This is a genomic window from Fluviispira multicolorata (assembly GCF_009208585.1).
GTDB lineage: Bacteria > Bdellovibrionota_B > Oligoflexia > Silvanigrellales > Silvanigrellaceae > Silvanigrella > Silvanigrella multicolorata.
In genome coordinates, this window is record NZ_WFLN01000006.1 from 490,973 (window position 1) to 507,600 (window position 16,628).

Below are 16,628 nucleotides of genomic sequence, written 5' to 3' on the forward strand. Positions count from 1 at the left end.
TATCCCTTTGTGCGGTTTTCGCCCACGCAGCAATATCAGGTTTTCTTTTTTGATGTCCGTCCAGATGATAAAAAAACACATGAATGGCTAACAATTTCTGCAAATAATTTAGATAGACTGCTTTCTTCAACTCTTCTTCAATTGGCTCGTTTGGAAGGATTTATTGATGAAGATAATAATATAAAAAAAAGACCTGAATAAAAAATAAAAAAGTCTCTAATAATAATTAGAGACTTTGCAAATTACATTCTTAATGCTTTTTTAAGAGTGATTCCCATATCTGCTGGGCTCATTGCAACATGTAATCCACATGTTTTCATAGCGTCAATTTTTTCTTCAGCTGTTCCTTTACCACCGCTGATAATAGCGCCTGCATGGCCCATGCGTTTGCCCTTTGGAGCGGTTTGGCCAGCAATAAAGCCAACAACTGGCTTTTTCATATTGCGTTTGATCCATTCAGCAGCTTCAATTTCTAGATTTCCACCAATTTCACCGATCATAATAACATATTGATTTTTTTTCTTTTTAAAACTAAAGTATTTTCTAGAGAGTTAAATATTTTAGGAATTTTATTTATGACTGCAGTGCAAGCAAAACGTATAGTTGCAAGTGTCTTATTTTGTGATATTAAAAATTTTACTTCTCTATTTGATGAGAAAGACCCTGTTGAAGCATTTGCATTTGCTAACTATGTTTTGTCTTCTTTAAGTAAAATAATTATTGATTATGGTGGCACAGTGGATAAACTTATGGGAGATGGAATTTTAGCTCATTTTGGTATCATAAATCCATGTGAAGATCATGCAATTAAAGCCTGTAATTGCTGTTTAAAGCTACTAGATGAAATTTGGAATATAAATTGTACACGCTATTCTTTAAATCAAATGACAATATCAATAGGTGTTGGATTAAATTCAGGTGAAGTTGTTTATGGAAAAATCACTGCAGGGAATTATGAAGAATATTCAATTTATGGAGACGTAGTTAATACGGTTACTCGAATTGAACAAATGACAAGATATTTATCTGTCGATATTTTAGTTTCAAAATCAATTGTTAATCTATGTGAAAATAATTTTGAATTTTGTGATGTTGGAAAGTATGAACTCAAAGGTAAAAAAGGGGTACATCAATTATACTGGTTATTGCCTATAAACCCAATAAAGAATGCATCAGGAAATCTTTAAAGTATTTTATGCAAAAGGGGCAATTAAAATATGAATTTTAAAATGAATAATTTAATTTTTGAAGATGGTAGGCTTACCGAAGAATCCATTCTATTATTAAGCAATAACTCTGATATGATTGAATGCAAATGCCCTGAAAAGCTTTTAAAAATATTAACATCTATAAGAGAATTTAAAAATTATACTGAAAACTGTATTCAGCTATATCCAGATGATAAAAAAACACATGAATGGCTAACAACTTCTGCAAATAATTTAGATAGACTGCTTTCTTCAACTCTTCTTCAATTGGCTCGTTTGGAAGGATTTATTGATGAAGATAATAATATAAAAAAAAGACCTGAATAAAAAATAAAAAAGTCTCTAATAATAATTAGAGACTTTGCAAATTACATTCTTAATGCTTTTTTAAGAGTGATTCCCATATCTGCTGGGCTCATTGCAACATGTAATCCACATGTTTTCATAGCGTCAATTTTTTCTTCAGCTGTTCCTTTACCACCGCTGATAATAGCGCCTGCATGGCCCATGCGTTTGCCCTTTGGAGCGGTTTGGCCAGCAATAAAGCCAACAACTGGCTTTTTCATATTGCGTTTGATCCATTCAGCAGCTTCAATTTCTAGATTTCCACCAATTTCACCGATCATAATAACAGCATCTGTGTCGTTGTCTTTTTGGAACATTTCTAAAACATCAATAAAGCTTGTGCCATTGATAGGATCTCCACCAATACCAACACAAGTAGATTGACCAATTCCGAGGGCAGAAGTTTGTCCAACTGCTTCGTAAGTAAGAGTACCAGATTTACTAATAATGCCGACACGGCCTGGTAGGTGAATGTGACCTGGCATAATACCAATTTTGCATCTGTCACTTGGAGTGATAACACCCGGACAATTTGGTCCAATAAGGCGTGTGCGTCCACCTGCACTCATAAGAGCTTTTTTAACGCGTAGCATATCGAGGACAGGTATACCTTCAGTAATAGCAACAATAAGCTCTATACCAGCATCGATAGCTTCAAGAATTGAGTCGGCTGCATAGGGAGGTGGAACAAAAATCATCGATGCATTTGCACCAGTTTTTTTCATCGCCTCTTCTACTGTATTAAACACAGGACGATCTAGAATTGAGGCGCCGCCTTTACCAGGAACAACACCACCGACAAGATTAGTACCGTATTCTGCGCATTTTTCAGAGTGAAATTTTCCGGCACTTCCTGAAATACCTTGGCAGATAAGTTTTGTATGTTTCCCAACGAGAATTGACATGTTTTTAGTCCTTTATTAAGCTCTTGTTACTTTACCGCTTGAACAATTTTTTGCGCACCATCGCCCATTGAGGATGCGCTCAATATATTCAAACCAGAATCATTTAGAATTCTCTTACCAATTTCTACGTTGGTTCCTTCAAGGCGAACGACCAATGGAACTCTGAGTCCAAGTTCTTTTGCTGCAGCAACAATACCGTTGGCAATAACATCACATTTCATAATGCCGCCGAAAATATTTACAAAAATTCCTTTTACAGCTTTGTCACGTAAAATAATACGGAATGCTTGTGTTACAGTCTCTTGGTTTGCTCCACCGCCAACATCGAGGAAATTAGCAGGCTGTCCGCCAGTTTGTTTAATAATGTCCATAGTTGCCATTGCAAGGCCGGCACCATTTACTAAACAGCCAATGTTACCTTCTAAAGAAACATAGCTGAGTCCATATTTAGACGCTTCGAGTTCTTTTGCATCATCTTCTTCAAAGTCACGCAGATCTGAAATTTCAGGATGGCGGAATAGAGCATTTTCATCAAAGCTCATTTTACAATCGAGAACAGCGATTGTATTCTGTTTAGTTAAAACCAGTGGATTGATTTCGAGCATATCGCAATCATAAGCTAAAAATGCACTGACAAGACCTTTTAAAGTTTTAGCAAAATCTTTCGCAAGAGGTGTGCCTAGACCAAAGCCAAGTGCAATACTTAATTTACGAATAGTGAAATCTTGTAGGCCAATTGTGGGGTCAATATTTGCATTTACAATTTTTTCTGGATATTTATCAGCAACTTCTTCAATGTCCATACCACCTTCTGTGGAGGCCATAACACCAATTGTTGCGGTTTCGCGATTTACTACAAGTGCAATATAGTATTCTTTATCGATATCACAGCCTTCTGCAACAAGAAGTTTACTTACTTTTTTTCCATGCGGACCTGTTTGATTGGTAACAAGTGTGATTCCTAACATTTTTTGAGCTACTTCTTTAGCTTCTTCAGGGCTTTTAACGAGTTTTACTCCGCCCGCTTTTCCGCGTCCTCCTGAGTGTATTTGTGCTTTTACAACAGCAACTTTTCCATCTTTGCCACAACCAAGTTTGCGAGCTGCCCATTCTGCTTCAGTGGGTGTGCAAGCGAGTTTGCCGCGAGGAATACTTAGGCCAAAGCGAGAAAGTAGCTCTTTTGCCTGATACTCATGAATATTCATGAAACTCTCCAAAAATTTAAAATCCATTTAATAAAAAGGGCAATCATACCCTATATGCCAAAGGGGCAATTGTCTCAACAGGGTGTCACTTTACATTTATTTTTTGAGGAGAGAAAGGGGATGTTAAGCTAATGCTTGGTTAATTGAAATTAAACTGGAATTATTTTTTTGATTCATCTTTATTAGATGCCTGAATTTTTCGGGAAAATTCGAGTAAAGTGTGTGATAATGATTTTGATTCCGTACCCAATTCAATAATATAATTCATTAATAAAGTATGTAAAATAGTAATTCTATTATTTTGATTACCAGCTTTTTTTAATTCATTATCAATGAATTCTTGGAATTTTAATGCCACTTCTCTTTCTTCTGTAGGGAGAGAATTAAAATACTCATCTCTCTTTTTTAAAGCTTCCTGTAACTTTATAGAGTGCAAGTTTATGTAATTATTTTTTTTATTCAAAATAAGTTCCGAAGTTTTAAAAAGCTAAAAATACATCATATAATATTTTGCATAATTTATAGGCATAAATCTATTGAAAATTTATAAGATGTTATATTGTCTAGACTATTTATTTTTGATTTTTTTTTAATATATTTAGCTAGTTATAAAACATGCGAAATACATGATTTCAAACAATATTTTAAGTTTCAAAGTTCACAATTTAAGCCTAGGTTGTCTCGAATTGAGCTGATTTTAGTTGTAATTTCATTCCATTCATTTTCAAAAACACTCTCTTGAATGACCCCTCCCCCAGCACTCACGTTTAAGTTTTCTCTTTTCCATTGAATTCCACGAATTGTAGAAATAAAAATTGAATTGTTAGCATTTAATATAACTCCAAATGGCGCTGCAAAATATCCTCTATTATTTTTTGATGTTTCAAAAGAAGATAACCATTTGCTTTTTGAGTATTTTGGTAAAGTCCCTAAAGCAGCTGTAGGATGTAATTCTTTTAAAAATGCTTCATAATTGAATTCGCTTGTTTGAAATAAATCTATACTAATGTCTGTTTTTAAATGTATGAGTTTTGGTAGTTCAAGTAAGTGTGTTTGACCAATTGAAAAATTTCCATATTTTGATAGAGTTTCCTTCATACCATGAATTACATATGAATGCTCATTATTCATTTTTTGATCATTTAAAAAATTATTTTTATCTGCATTTTTATCATTTGCTATCGTTCCTGCTAAAGCTATAGTCTTAATAGAGTTATTTTTTTGAATAAATAAAAGTTCAGGTGTTGTACCCATGAAACCTTCTTCTTTATTCCAAAATCCATAAATGAATGAAGAGGATTGTTTTCTTTTTTTCAAAATATTTTTTAATAAATATATTTTATTAGCATTATTGAGCTTTGATTTTCCTCTTTGAAAGGAATAAGGAACTCCTTTTTTTAATATTCTTAAAGATATTTCTTTTTTCAATGATGAATATTGTTCTAAGTAAAATTTTTTATCAATATCTTTCCAGATTATTTTTGGTTTTAATTCTGACTCTTTGTCAATGATTTTTTGGAATTCATCAATTGAAAACTCTTGAAAAAAACTTCCTTTATAAAAAGGATTTTTCTTATTTGAAAAAAAATTATTTAAATAAAAAAAAGGAAAAGAGTTATTTTTTATTGAACTTGAGTTTTTAATAGATGAGGTCATGCACCATATTCTGTTTTCGTTAAGATCTCCAATAAAAAATCCATAATTTAAAAAATGTTGTAGAAAATTTTCATTCAAGGCAATTATCCTTTCGATTCTAATAATGATAATAAATTTTTAAAATCTTGGGGATAAGGGGAGCTGAAAGACATTTCTTCGTTTGTAACTGGGTGTTTAAAACCTAAATATACAGCGTGTAGCATTTGTCTGAGAGCATTTTTATTAATCAGTGCTTTCAGTTCTTTATCATTTTTTAATTCATTTGATATGTTAGAATAAAGAGCATCTCCTAAAATACCATGTCCCAAGTGACTTAATTGTACTCGAATTTGATGAGTTCTTCCAGTATAGAGTTGACAAGAAACTAATGAAATTTCTTCGCTTTGCAAGGACTTTAAAGTTTCATAATTTAAAATAGCTTTTTTACCTTTTCCTTCTTTTTGAACAGAATATTTAATTCTATTCTTAGGATCACGGCCGTGCCAAGTTTCTATTTTACCACTTTTAGGGATAATATTTCCATATACAATTGCATGATATAAGCGTATTTGTGAATGATCAGAAAATTGTTTTGATAAATTTGTCAAAGCAATCTGAGATTTTGCGACAACCATAACTCCACTGGTATCACGATCAAGTCTGTGAACTATCCCAGCTCTTGAGGGTTGACCTAGGGAAGGTAAGGTGACGCCACAATGTGCTAAGATTGCATTTACTAAAGTGCCTGAATGAACACCAGCTCCTGGATGAACAACCATTCCTGCTGGTTTATTTATAATAATAAGATCATTGTCTTCAAAAAGAATATCAAGGTCTATTTTTTCGCCAATTGGTTCTGGATTAAGATCATTTAAAAAAGAAATATCAATACATATTTTTTGTAATAATTTTAATTTGTAAGATGATTTTACAGACTTTCCATCAACAAGTACTTTTTTATTTGTGATGAGTTTATGAGCAAATGATCTACTTGGAATGATTTCTATGATTCTTGTTATAACAACATCAAGTCTTTCATTTTGAAACTCTTCTGATACTAATATTTCAATTGTATTATTCATGATTTAAAATTAACCTGTGCATCGTTTAGCTGACAGATTATTTTCTTTTTGTCAGCCGCCTACGAGTTCTATAGACTTCTGTTAATGCTTCAACAATATCCTTTCTGTCAAGTCCCAAATAATTTAAGTAAGAATTAAAAAATCCTTTAACGTAGACTTCTGCTGGTAGGCTTGAATAAGAATCATTTTCTATTGCTTCTAAATACACTTTACTTACTTTAATTCTATTGGCTATTTCATCAAGAGATACTCTCAATTCTTCTCTCAAGCGTTTAAGTAAATTTCCTGTTATTTCTTCTGTTTCTTCAATTATTTCGTCAATTCTTTTTAAGTGATCTGGATTTTCTGAAAAAATTGCTCGTGCTTTTTTCATCGAAACTTTCATATCCATTAAGCTATCTATGGGGCGGTTGATAACTTCTATTTCCCTCGACTTTTTTGGTATATTTTTAGGTATATCTTTTCTTATATAAATTATATTTGTGTCATCTATTTTTTCTTTTTTTCTATTTTTCATATTAGGGAGTAAATGAGCAGAAATAACTTCTTCTTCGCTATCATTTGAATGATGCTTTTCAGTAATATTCACAAGTTCTTGAAAGGCGTGTTCAAGTTCATCACGTGTAAAATCGTTAGTTACAGAGTTATCAAGTTGTTTCTTTAAATTTTCATAAGCATCTTGAATTTTGCGCAGTGAAATATTATTTTCACTCAGACCAAGAATTTCAAAAGCGCTTTTTTTTCTATTAGCTGTGTTCATAATGATTATCCAGCTCTATTTATGCTTTCCTTTTCTTCATTCTGAATGAATTTCTTAATAATTTTATCAGTAATTTGATTTATATTCGATGCAATTGCTGAAAGTGGATAATCAAGAATCAATGGTCTCCTAATGCGAACTGACTTCCATACAGCATCATCGTAACGAGTCGAACCTAAAAATTGAGCGCTAAAGCCAAAGTAACGATTGCAAATGAGTGACATCGACTCTCCGAGATCTCTATCTTCTTTGGTACGCACTTGATTCATAATGATTCCAATATTTGTTTCTTCTATCATTTCTTTAATTTGTCTGCCAATATCTGTATTTTTATGTGAAAATGTAATTAATTGTGAGAACGGAGTTTCTGAACTGCGAGGATTAGAAATTTTAGTCAATAATTCTTTTTCTGTACCATCATCTATATCAAATGCCTTACAAATACTTTGAATTTTTCTATAAAGAATGCTTTTCATAAATACATAAGCATTTTCAATACTCGTTGGTTCAGGTGCAACAACAAGAATTCCACCATGGGAAAAAATGAAAAAATCTAAAGTATGAACATGAGTTCCGGCGCCTAAATCAAGAAAGACAAAGTCTGCATCAAGTTCTTGCAGTTTAGAAATAAGTTTTATTTTTTGAGCACTTTGTGGTTTGATTTGTTGCCAGAATTCTTGGCCTCCACCATAAAGAATAAGATTTGGAAAGCAGCAGGAAATACCTGTTTCTTCAAGCGTAGATACGTTTCCATGGATGAAATCAGCAATTCCGGAGCGAGGAGTGGGAACTCCTAGGCAAGTATGTAAATTAGCTGCACCTAAATCTAGATCTACGACTGAAACTTTATAACCTAATGATGCTAAGCGAACACAAATATTGGCTGAAAGAAAGCTTTTGCCAATTCCGCCTTTTCCTCCACCAATTGAAATAATTTGTGGACCGTTGTTACTATGAGATGCGTTCTGTTTTTCTTGTGATTCAGCAATATGATTATTTTGTTTTTTGTCTGATTTTTCTTCTTTTGACGAGAAGTTTCCTTCTGCCGCCGAATTATTTCGTTCTTGGATATTATTTATATTTGGGTATTCTTTATCCTCGAAACTTTGTCCATTATAATATGCACGTATAATTTTCTCTGTAAAATTAATGGCTTCCTTGCTATTCGGTTTAAATATTCCTTTTGAAACCGTTTTTAACATGTTTAAGCACCCTAGATAAAATTTTATATCTCATTTATTATCGTCAATTTATTTAAAAACATATGAGAAATTTTTTGCAGTGTGTGGAGTTTGTCAAAAAATAAATCTTATTTAGAGCAATAATTTATTAATTTGTAAAAAATTATTAAATTATCAATTAAAGTATTTTTAATTAATTTCTAGATCAAACTATTCTAGCCGATATTCCAATCTTTTCTAAGGCGATTTTGATTTTATCAAAATCTCTATGTGTTAATATAATTTCGTTGCTTTCAACTGTTCCGCCGCATGCTAAGATATTTTTTAACTCAGAGCATAATAATTTAAGACTTTCAATGTTTTTAGATTCTTCATCAGAAAATTTACATATTATAGCAACTGGTTTTCCAGCTCTACCTTTACTTTCTCGACGAATATCTGCTTTACCTAAAATTTTTCTTGCACTTAATTTTTCTGGTTTATCACTTTTACCTTTAACTTCTATGGGAGTTTCATTTATTGAAGTTGTAAGACCTCCGTCCCATTCTAATTTTATTGGTTTTGCTTTTTTTTTGTCAGTCATATCATTCTCCAAATGAGAGTTCTAACTTTAGGAATTGCTCATATTCTTCTTCACAAATACGCAATCACCATGTACAACAGAGAGTCTTCTTTATCCCTTGCTTTTGCAATAAGAAAGGGATTATTAAACTATTTTTATTAGGAGTTTGTCTTATGACAGTTAATCCTTGGCACCCATGGCATGCAGTTAGTATTGGCAAAAAAGTTCCTTCAATTGTTACAGCAATTATTGAAATTCCACGTGGCTCTAAAAATAAATATGAAATTGACAAAGAATCAGGTCTTTTAATGCTTGACCGTGTGATGTCGAGTCCTATGTTTTATCCAATTAACTATGGTTTTATTCCTCAAACATACTGCGATGATGGAGATGCTCTTGATATTATGGTCATTGGACAAGATCCCGCTCAACCTATGTGTATGATGAATGCTAAGGTCATTGGTGTAATGAAAATGATCGACGGTGGAGAGACTGACGATAAAATTCTTGCCGTACATGCAGATGACCCTCAATTTAAACATATCTCTGATATTGAAGAAGTTCAAAAATCAAATCCACATATGCTAAAAGAAATTGAACAATTTTTTAAAACTTATAAATTGCTCGACAATAAAAAAGTCGAAGTTGCTGGCTGGTATAGCAAGTCAGAAGCTGAAAAAGTTATTCAAGATAGCATTGAACTTTATAATAAAAATAAAGAAAAACTTAAAAATTAATTTAGAAGCAAAATTGTTTTGTATCTAAATAAGTTGACTCTCTCCCTTTATATTAAGATGATGTCCCGTCCTATAAATTTAATATGAAGTATTTGGGGAGATGATATGTCAATATCAGTAAATGAAAAATTAAAACTAACGCCTTTGTATGAAGAACATCTCGCTCTAAATGGGAAAATGGTTCCTTTTGCTGGCTGGAATATGCCCGTTCAATATTCAGGTGTTGTTGATGAACACAAAGCTGTAAGAAATTCTGTTGGAATATTTGATGTGAGCCACATGGGAGAAATCATTGTAACAGGACGTGGTGCTCTCGATTATTTGCAAAATTTGGTAACGAATGATGTTGCAAAGCTTCAAATAGGACAAGCTCAATACAATGCTTTGTGTTATGAAAATGGAACATTAGTAGACGATATTATTATTTATAGAAGAGGTTATGATTCTTTTTTTATATGTGTAAATGCAAGTAATATTGAAAAAGATTTTGCTTGGCTTAAAGAACATTGCCCTAAAAAAGGTGTTATTTTAGAAAATGTGAGCGATGATTATGCTCAAATTGCTATTCAAGGCCCTAAAAGCAGAGAACTCATAACAAAAGTTATCGACGTGAAAATCACTGATCTTGCCTATTATCATTTTGCAGAAGGCAAAGTTTTAGGTATTCCTGCTCTTATTGCTCGAACAGGTTATACAGGTGAATTAGGTTACGAGATTTATGTTCCGGCATCTGCTGCAGCAAAAATTTGGAAAGGTTTATTACAAGTTGGAGCAGAATATTTTGTTAAGCCTTGCGGTTTAGGGGCACGTGACACGTTGCGTTTAGAAGTAGGATATTTGCTCTATGGCAATGATATGGACAGTACGACAACGGCTTTAGAATGTGGACTTGGTTGGGTGACTAAGTTTGATAAGAGTAATTTTATTGGTAAAGAAGCCCTCTTAAAACAAAAAGAACTTGGTTTGAGCAAAAAACTAATTGCCTTTGAAATGCAGGATAGAGCTATTGGTCGGCATGGATATAAGATTTTTGCCACAAATGATGGAGAGCAAGAAATTGGTTTCGTGACCAGTGGTTGTCCTGCGCCAACAGTGGGAAAAAATATTGGTATGGCTTATGTAACACAAGATTATTCAAAAATGGGTTCACAAATTTGGATTGAAATCCGAGGCGAAAAAAAAGCTGCTGTAGTTGTAAAAAAACCTTTTTTTGTTCATGGTAGTGCACAGGGCTGATACTTTGGGATTAATTATAAAGGGGAATTCAAATGTCTTATCCAAATGAATTAAAATATACAAAAGAACATGAGTGGATAAAAATCGAAGGAAATAATGCTACAATTGGAATTACTAAATTTGCAATTGAGCAACTTGGAGATATTGTTTTTCTTGATCTTCCAAAAGTAGGATCTAGTTTTAAAGCAGGTGGAAATTTTGGAACAATTGAATCTGTAAAAACAGTAAGTGATCTTTTTATGCCAGTTACTTGTAAAGTAACAGAAGTCAATCAATCTGCAATTGATTCCCCTGAAAGTTTATCAGTGGATGCTTACGCAAAAGGCTGGCTTATAAAAGTTGAAATTGAAAATGTTCCAGCTGATCTTTTATCAGCACATGAATATGAAAATTATGTTGTAGGCGGCAATTAATTTTATAGAGTTCGCAGAGACGGGTTGCTTCAAACCCGTCTTTTTTTTTCTGACAAGGGGTTTAATTATGTCAAGTCATCGTTTTCTGCCAACTACTGAATTGGATAAAAAAAAATTATTGGCTGCTTGTGGTGTAAATAGTCTTGATGATTTATTAAAAGGTATTCCTGAAGCGGTTCAGTATTTTGGAAATTTAAATATTGGAAAAGAATTATCTGAATTTGATATAAAAAGAAAAATAAATGATCTTCTTAAAAATTCAAGAAGTAAAAATTCTTATTTAAGTTTTTTAGGTGCCGGAGTTTACGATCATTATTGTCCTGCAGCAGTTAATCAATTGACTTTAAGAGGAGAGTTTTTAACTTCATATACACCGTATCAGCCTGAAATTTCGCAAGGTACTTTGCAAGCATTATTTGAATTTCAAAGTATGATTGCTGAAATATTTGGAATGGATATTTCATCTGCCTCCCATTATGATGGTTCAACAAGTTTAGCTGAGTCAGCACTTATGGCAATGCGAATGCAGCCTAATAAAAAAAGAATTCTTGTTTCAGGTGGTGTTCATCCTGAATATATTGAAGTGCTTAAAACTTACGTAACAAATTTAGGTGTTGAAGTCACTCTTGTTCCTTTAAATGAAGATGGAAAAACTTCACAGTCAGCATTGAAATCTTTATTAGGCAATGATGTTGCTATTGTAATAGCACAAAGCCCGAATTTTATGGGCTGTATTGAAGATATGAAAGAATTATCTGATTTAGCTCATTCAAAATCCGCATTATTTTCTGCTAATGTAACAGAACCTTTAAGTCTTGCACTCTTAAAAACACCTGGAGAGTACAATGCAGATATTGCAACAGGTGAAGGGCAAAGTTTTGGTTTGCCACAAAGTTTTGGTGGTCCTTATTTAGGTTTATTTACCAGTCGTTTTGAAAATGTAAGGCAAATGCCAGGTAGATTATGCGGTGAAACAGTCGATGCAAAAGGAAGAAGAAGTTATACTCTTACATTAAGCACACGTGAACAGCATATTCGTAGAGAAAAAGCCACTTCAAATATTTGTACGAATCAAAATTTATGTGCTCTTTGGTCTACAATTTGGTTAGCGTTGGTTGGTAAAGAAGGATTTGTTCATTTAGCTGAACAGAATTTAGCAAAGACAGAGTATTTAAAGTCAGAATTATTAAAGACTGGGAAGGCAAAATTACGTTTCAATAAATCTCAATCCTTTAATGAATTTGTACTTGATTTAAAAATACCATCTTCAGAGTTTATTCAAAAGTGCGTACAGAATGATATTGCTCCAGGAGTTTCTTTGCAGAGATTTTACTCTGAAGACAAAACAGGGATATTAGTTGCTGTAACAGAAAAAAAATCACGTGATGAATTAGATAAATATGTTGAACTCTTAAAAAGATTTGGATAAGGTGACAATACTATGAGTTATTTAAATAAAACGACAAGTCATGCTGTTGTACTTGAAGAACCTCTTTTATTTGAAAGATCACATGAAGGAGCCTATGGTTTTGGTTTACCAGAACTCGATGTGCCAAAAATTAATTCTGAAAAATATTTTGGAAATTATTCTCGTCAAAAAAAAGCAAGACTTCCTGAACTATCAGAGTCGGAAGTTGTACGTCATTTTACACGCTTATCGACTTGGAATTATGCAATTGACCTCGGTATTTATCCCCTAGGTTCTTGCACAATGAAACACAATCCAAGGCTCAATGAAGAAGTGGCTAGAAGTGCGGATATTTGTGAATTGCATCCATATGATCCTATTCAGTGGAGTCAAGCTCATTTGCAAATTATGTACGAGTTACAAGAAGATTTAAAAGAAATTACAGGACTTAAAGCTGTTTCTTTACAGCCCAGTGCTGGAGCTCAAGGTGAATTTGCAGGGCTTCTTTTAATTTCAGCTTATCATCGTAGCAAAGGAAAAAATCGTAAAACAATAATTACAGCAGACACTTCTCATGGCACGAATCCCGCTAGTGCCGCCCTTGCTGGTTTTAATATTGTGCAAGTACAAACAGGTGTAGATGGATATGTTACTTTAGAGTCCGTTCAAGCTGTTTTAAATGATGATGTTGCTGGAATGATGCTTACAAATCCAAATACATTAGGTTTATTTGAAAAAAATATTGAACAAATAGCAAAACTTTTGCATGAAAAAGATGCTTTGCTTTATATTGATGGCGCAAACATGAATGCTGTATTAGGAATCAGCCGTCCCGGTGATTTTGGTGCGGACGTTATTCATTTTAATTTACATAAAACATTTACCACACCTCACGGTGGTGGTGGGCCTGGCAGTGGTCCAATTGCTGTCAGTGAAAAATTAGTTCCTTTTCTACCTGTTCCTTTAATTGAGAAAAAAAATAGTGAATTTGTTTTAAATTATAATTCTCCAAAATCTATTGGTAGGGTTAAAGCATTTTATGGAAATTTTGGCATGTTTATTCGAGCTTGGTGCTACATTAAAGCGCTTGGAGCTCATGGACTTCGTCAGGTGAGCGAAAATGCAATTTTAAATGCAAATTATATCAAGTCACAGTTAAAAGAAGTTTTGAATATTCCTGTGAAAGGTGATCACTTACATGAAATCATTTTTAATGATTTAAATCAAAAAGAAAATGGTTTAGAAACTTCTAAATTAGCAAAAGCATTGATTGACTATGGAATGCATCCGCCAACAGTTTATTTTCCATTGTGTGTTAAAAATGCTCTCATGGTTGAACCAACCGAAACGGAAAGCATTGAAGAGCTTGATCGTTTTATAAATTCTGTTAAAGAAATAATAGATAATAATGATTCTTCAACTATTTATCCTAAACGTACTTTTAGAGAGAAAGTTGATGAAGCAAAAGCTGCGCGAGAGTTGAATTTGAAATTTAAATTTAATGAATAATAAGTTTTAAAATAAAGGAATTAGATATGGATAATTTTCAATTGTTTAATCCGGTTAATATTGTATTTGGAAAAAACACAATTGGAGAACTTCCAAATTTATTGAAAGATAAATCTAATATCCTTTTTGCTTATGGTGGAGGGTCCATTAAAAAAAATGGAGTCTACCAACAAATAAAAACAGCTCTTTCTCATAAAACTGTGTTTGAATTTGCAGGAATTGAAGCAAATCCAGACTACGATACATTAATGAAAGCAGTCGAAATTTGTCGGAAAGATAATATTGATTTTATTCTTGCTGTTGGTGGTGGTTCCGTTATTGATGGCTGTAAATTTATTGCACATGCAGCAAAATACAAAGGGAAAAATCCTTGGGAAATTTTACTCGGAAAACCAATGAAAGATGCAATTCCATTGGGCTGTATTTTGACTTTATCGGCGACCGGATCTGAAATGAATACTTTTAGTGTTATTTCAAAGCGAAGTACAAATGAAAAAAAAGCATTCTCTTCACCTCTTTCTTTCCCTAAGTTTTCAATTCTTGATCCTTCAATTACTTTTAGTTTGCCTGAAAGACAAGTAATAAATGGAATTATTGACCCATTTGTTCATGTAGCAGAACAATATTTAACTTATGATGTTAATGCGCCTTTACAAAATAGACAGAGTGAAGCAATTTTGAAAACGCTCATTGAAGAGGGTCCAAAGGCATTAAAAAATCCAACCAATTATGATGTGCGTGCTAATTTAATGTGGTGCGCAACCAATGCTTTAAACGGCACTATTGGTAAAGGTGTTCCGCAAGATTGGGCAACGCATGAAATTGGTCATGAATTAACAGCTTGTTTTGGTCTTGACCATGCACAAACTCTTGCCGTCATTTTACCCGCTGTTTTAAAATATGAATTTGCCCAAAAAAAGAAAAGACTTTCTCATTTTGGTCAAGTCATTTTTAATATTAAAGCAAATTCTGATAATAAAATTGCAAAATCTGCAATCGAAAAAACTGAAAATTTTTTTCGTTCTCTCGGCGCTAAAACTCGAATTTCTGAATATAAAATTTCTAAAAAAGCACTTAAACCTATTCCTACTCAAGTTATAAAAACAGCAGGCGGGAAAAAATTAGGAGAGCATATGCATATTGGAGAAAAAGAAATAAGCGAAATATTGGATCTTGCATTTGAAAAATATTAGAAACTAACTGATTTAAATTAAATATTAAAAGAATTAAATTTTTTTAAAACACTTTAATTGTTATTAATGTTTGATATGATTTTTTTTACTTGCTCTTCTGGTGTTAACAGTCCATCTATTACCAAATCAGCTAGCTTAATAAGAAGCTTGTCACAAAATAAAGGTCTTGAAGAATTCATATAAAAATTTAGATCTTCTAAAAGTTCTTCTTTTGTTTTATTCGAATCTGTAAAATCTCGCAAAGTCCTTCTTACGAGAGAGATATCTAATGGTGTATCAATATGGATGCAGAAATTTATATATTTTCCGGTTTGTTCATGCAATCGGCCAAGGGGGGCATCAAAAATAATATATTTCGATGGATTTAACATTTGTCCTGTCACAGGGTGCTTAATGGATTTTCCGACTTTTAGCTCAAGTAAGGTTTGTGATAAAGAGATATAGTCAAATGCATCATAATTACGTCCACTGTTATACCATTCGACATAATCATCAGGAGAATTTGAAACTTCGTCAAACTCGTCCCAAAATAATTTTGTGGCATTTAATCCTTCAGATAATTTTTGTGTCAATGTTGTCTTTCCAGAGCCAGAAACCCCGCTGATTCCAATCACAAAGCTATTCATATAAAATATTATCTTTCAAAAAGTGTTGAAATATTTTTCATTGAACAAAATTTATTATAAAATATGTTCAATGAAAAATTGCTAAGAGATATCCTTAGATGCAAGAGTTTTTTTAGAAGCTGCTCAGTATAAATTCAATCATAACTTACAGAACAGCTAATCGTATTTTCTTCCAGATATAAAATAAAGTATTGAACCCCCAGCCATATATAAATTCTTTTCAATAATTCCTTCTTTAAATTTTAAATCTTCATTTCTTAAAAATTTCCAATGATCTTTAAAATCTTCATTGGAGCCTCCGCCGGCAATAAAATATTTTTTTGTTTCTTCATATCCCCACATATAAAACTCATTTTCAGACTATTTTAGGACTTGCATTAAATTTGCTTTTTGTTCGGCTGAATCATATGGTGGAATAAATGGAGAAGTCTTGTCGGATTGGTAAAAAAATAAACTATTATAAATACAAATTTTCTTAAATTTAAAAGATAAAGTATAAATATTTTTCTTGGTATTTTTTTAAAATAGCATTTTGGGAATTAAAAAAATTGTGCTATTAACACTTTTGGTAAGGTTCATTCTATGCTTCCTATAATTATCAGCAGCTGGTTAAAGGTCTATTT

General features: G+C 32.5%; 19 protein-coding genes and 1 pseudogene. 9 read left to right on the forward strand and 11 right to left on the reverse strand.

Going from position 1 to position 16,628, the window contains the following annotated elements; genetic code table 11:
- Window positions 1-9 precede the first annotated feature (9 nt).
- Window positions 10-201: a hypothetical protein gene (locus GCL57_RS08565; protein ID WP_152212936.1), complete on the forward strand. Its 192-nt coding sequence runs from the start codon at window positions 10-12 to the stop codon at window positions 199-201.
- Window positions 202-242: 41 nt separating this feature from the next.
- On the opposite strand, the pseudogene GCL57_RS08570 reads toward GCL57_RS08565, so the two are convergent.
- Window positions 243-518, reverse strand: a pseudogene (locus tag GCL57_RS08570) (succinate--CoA ligase subunit alpha); the annotation flags it as partial.
- A gap of 57 nt (window positions 519-575) precedes the next feature.
- Between GCL57_RS08570 and GCL57_RS08575 the strand changes: the two are divergent.
- A complete protein-coding gene (locus GCL57_RS08575; protein ID WP_152212938.1) occupies window positions 576-1,187 on the forward strand; it encodes an adenylate/guanylate cyclase domain-containing protein in 612 nt (203 codons plus the stop codon).
- Window positions 1,188-1,217: 30 nt separating this feature from the next.
- Window positions 1,218-1,535: a hypothetical protein gene (locus GCL57_RS08580; protein WP_152212939.1), complete on the forward strand. Its 318-nt coding sequence runs from the start codon at window positions 1,218-1,220 to the stop codon at window positions 1,533-1,535.
- 41 nt (window positions 1,536-1,576) lie between these two features.
- Here GCL57_RS08580 and sucD read toward each other — a convergent pair whose 3' ends face one another.
- From sucD to GCL57_RS08620, 8 genes are all read right to left on the reverse strand, one after another.
- Window positions 1,577-2,458 carry a succinate--CoA ligase subunit alpha gene (sucD, locus tag GCL57_RS08585; protein WP_152212940.1) on the reverse strand — a complete coding sequence of 294 codons (882 nt, stop codon included), beginning with the start codon at window positions 2,456-2,458 and terminating at the stop codon, window positions 1,577-1,579.
- A 26-nt stretch (window positions 2,459-2,484) separates the two neighbouring features.
- Complete coding sequence (sucC, locus tag GCL57_RS08590) at window positions 2,485-3,663, reverse strand: ADP-forming succinate--CoA ligase subunit beta (protein WP_152212941.1); 1,179 nt, start codon at window positions 3,661-3,663, stop codon at window positions 2,485-2,487.
- A 160-nt stretch (window positions 3,664-3,823) separates the two neighbouring features.
- Window positions 3,824-4,126: a hypothetical protein gene (locus tag GCL57_RS08595; protein WP_152212942.1), complete on the reverse strand. Its 303-nt coding sequence runs from the start codon at window positions 4,124-4,126 to the stop codon at window positions 3,824-3,826.
- 188 nt (window positions 4,127-4,314) lie between these two features.
- On the reverse strand, window positions 4,315-5,397 hold the full coding sequence (locus GCL57_RS08600; RefSeq protein ID WP_152212943.1) for a chorismate-binding protein: 1,083 nt from the start codon (window positions 5,395-5,397) through the stop codon (window positions 4,315-4,317).
- 5 nt (window positions 5,398-5,402) lie between these two features.
- Complete coding sequence (locus GCL57_RS08605) at window positions 5,403-6,380, reverse strand: RluA family pseudouridine synthase (protein ID WP_152212944.1); 978 nt, start codon at window positions 6,378-6,380, stop codon at window positions 5,403-5,405.
- Window positions 6,381-6,417: 37 nt separating this feature from the next.
- Entirely contained in the window at window positions 6,418-7,140 is a 723-nt protein-coding gene (locus tag GCL57_RS08610; RefSeq protein ID WP_152212945.1) for a helix-turn-helix domain-containing protein, read from the reverse strand.
- 5 nt (window positions 7,141-7,145) lie between these two features.
- Window positions 7,146-8,342 carry a nucleotide-binding protein gene (locus GCL57_RS08615; RefSeq protein ID WP_152212946.1) on the reverse strand — a complete coding sequence of 399 codons (1,197 nt, stop codon included), beginning with the start codon at window positions 8,340-8,342 and terminating at the stop codon, window positions 7,146-7,148.
- Between the two features lie 184 nt (window positions 8,343-8,526).
- Window positions 8,527-8,904, reverse strand: a complete 378-nt coding sequence (locus GCL57_RS08620; protein ID WP_152212947.1) for a translation initiation factor — start codon at window positions 8,902-8,904, stop codon at window positions 8,527-8,529.
- Window positions 8,905-9,056: 152 nt separating this feature from the next.
- On the opposite strand from GCL57_RS08620, the gene GCL57_RS08625 reads away from it, so the two are divergent.
- The 6 genes from GCL57_RS08625 to GCL57_RS08650 all read left to right on the forward strand — a co-directional run bounded on the left by GCL57_RS08625 (window position 9,057) and on the right by GCL57_RS08650 (window position 15,379).
- Window positions 9,057-9,620, forward strand: coding sequence for an inorganic diphosphatase (locus GCL57_RS08625; protein WP_152212948.1), 564 nt, complete (start codon window positions 9,057-9,059; stop codon window positions 9,618-9,620).
- 105 nt (window positions 9,621-9,725) lie between these two features.
- Window positions 9,726-10,856, forward strand: a complete 1,131-nt coding sequence (gcvT, locus tag GCL57_RS08630) for a glycine cleavage system aminomethyltransferase GcvT (protein ID WP_152212949.1) — start codon at window positions 9,726-9,728, stop codon at window positions 10,854-10,856.
- 32 nt (window positions 10,857-10,888) lie between these two features.
- The gene (gene gcvH / locus GCL57_RS08635; protein WP_152212950.1) at window positions 10,889-11,269 is read left to right on the forward strand and encodes a glycine cleavage system protein GcvH; all 381 of its coding nucleotides are present in this window, start codon (window positions 10,889-10,891) and stop codon (window positions 11,267-11,269) included.
- Window positions 11,270-11,336: 67 nt separating this feature from the next.
- The gene (gene gcvPA, locus GCL57_RS08640; protein ID WP_152212951.1) at window positions 11,337-12,698 is read left to right on the forward strand and encodes an aminomethyl-transferring glycine dehydrogenase subunit GcvPA; all 1,362 of its coding nucleotides are present in this window, start codon (window positions 11,337-11,339) and stop codon (window positions 12,696-12,698) included.
- A gap of 12 nt (window positions 12,699-12,710) precedes the next feature.
- Entirely contained in the window at window positions 12,711-14,186 is a 1,476-nt protein-coding gene (gene gcvPB / locus GCL57_RS08645) for an aminomethyl-transferring glycine dehydrogenase subunit GcvPB (protein WP_152212952.1), read from the forward strand.
- Between the two features lie 26 nt (window positions 14,187-14,212).
- Entirely contained in the window at window positions 14,213-15,379 is a 1,167-nt protein-coding gene (locus GCL57_RS08650) for an iron-containing alcohol dehydrogenase (RefSeq protein ID WP_152212953.1), read from the forward strand.
- A gap of 53 nt (window positions 15,380-15,432) precedes the next feature.
- Here GCL57_RS08650 and GCL57_RS08655 read toward each other — a convergent pair whose 3' ends face one another.
- Window positions 15,433-16,005 (reverse strand): AAA family ATPase, encoded by a 573-nt coding sequence (locus GCL57_RS08655; RefSeq protein WP_152212954.1) that lies wholly within the window; start codon window positions 16,003-16,005, stop codon window positions 15,433-15,435.
- 156 nt (window positions 16,006-16,161) lie between these two features.
- Window positions 16,162-16,347 carry a hypothetical protein gene (locus tag GCL57_RS08660; protein ID WP_152212955.1) on the reverse strand — a complete coding sequence of 62 codons (186 nt, stop codon included), beginning with the start codon at window positions 16,345-16,347 and terminating at the stop codon, window positions 16,162-16,164.
- Between the last annotated feature and the right edge of the window lie 281 nt (window positions 16,348-16,628).

Bases quoted from the DNA above. Each gene is read 5' to 3' on its own strand.
- GCL57_RS08620 (WP_152212947.1), bottom strand. From the start codon at position 8,904: ATGACTGACAAAAAAAAAGCAAAACCAATAAAATTAGAATGGGACGGA.
- GCL57_RS08650 (WP_152212953.1), top strand. From the start codon at position 14,213: ATGGATAATTTTCAATTGTTTAATCCGGTTAATATTGTATTTGGAAAA.
- GCL57_RS08625 (WP_152212948.1), top strand. From the start codon at position 9,057: ATGACAGTTAATCCTTGGCACCCATGGCATGCAGTTAGTATTGGCAAA.
- GCL57_RS08615 (WP_152212946.1), bottom strand. From the start codon at position 8,342: ATGTTAAAAACGGTTTCAAAAGGAATATTTAAACCGAATAGCAAGGAA.
- sucD (WP_152212940.1), bottom strand. From the start codon at position 2,458: ATGTCAATTCTCGTTGGGAAACATACAAAACTTATCTGCCAAGGTATT.
- GCL57_RS08610 (WP_152212945.1), bottom strand. From the start codon at position 7,140: ATGAACACAGCTAATAGAAAAAAAAGCGCTTTTGAAATTCTTGGTCTG.
- gcvPB (WP_152212952.1), top strand. From the start codon at position 12,711: ATGAGTTATTTAAATAAAACGACAAGTCATGCTGTTGTACTTGAAGAA.
- GCL57_RS08575 (WP_152212938.1), top strand. From the start codon at position 576: ATGACTGCAGTGCAAGCAAAACGTATAGTTGCAAGTGTCTTATTTTGT.
- GCL57_RS08580 (WP_152212939.1), top strand. From the start codon at position 1,218: ATGAATTTTAAAATGAATAATTTAATTTTTGAAGATGGTAGGCTTACC.
- gcvPA (WP_152212951.1), top strand. From the start codon at position 11,337: ATGTCAAGTCATCGTTTTCTGCCAACTACTGAATTGGATAAAAAAAAA.
- gcvH (WP_152212950.1), top strand. From the start codon at position 10,889: ATGTCTTATCCAAATGAATTAAAATATACAAAAGAACATGAGTGGATA.
- GCL57_RS08660 (WP_152212955.1), bottom strand. From the start codon at position 16,347: ATGTGGGGATATGAAGAAACAAAAAAATATTTTATTGCCGGCGGAGGC.
- gcvT (WP_152212949.1), top strand. From the start codon at position 9,726: ATGTCAATATCAGTAAATGAAAAATTAAAACTAACGCCTTTGTATGAA.
- GCL57_RS08605 (WP_152212944.1), bottom strand. From the start codon at position 6,380: ATGAATAATACAATTGAAATATTAGTATCAGAAGAGTTTCAAAATGAA.
- sucC (WP_152212941.1), bottom strand. From the start codon at position 3,663: ATGAATATTCATGAGTATCAGGCAAAAGAGCTACTTTCTCGCTTTGGC.
- GCL57_RS08655 (WP_152212954.1), bottom strand. From the start codon at position 16,005: ATGAATAGCTTTGTGATTGGAATCAGCGGGGTTTCTGGCTCTGGAAAG.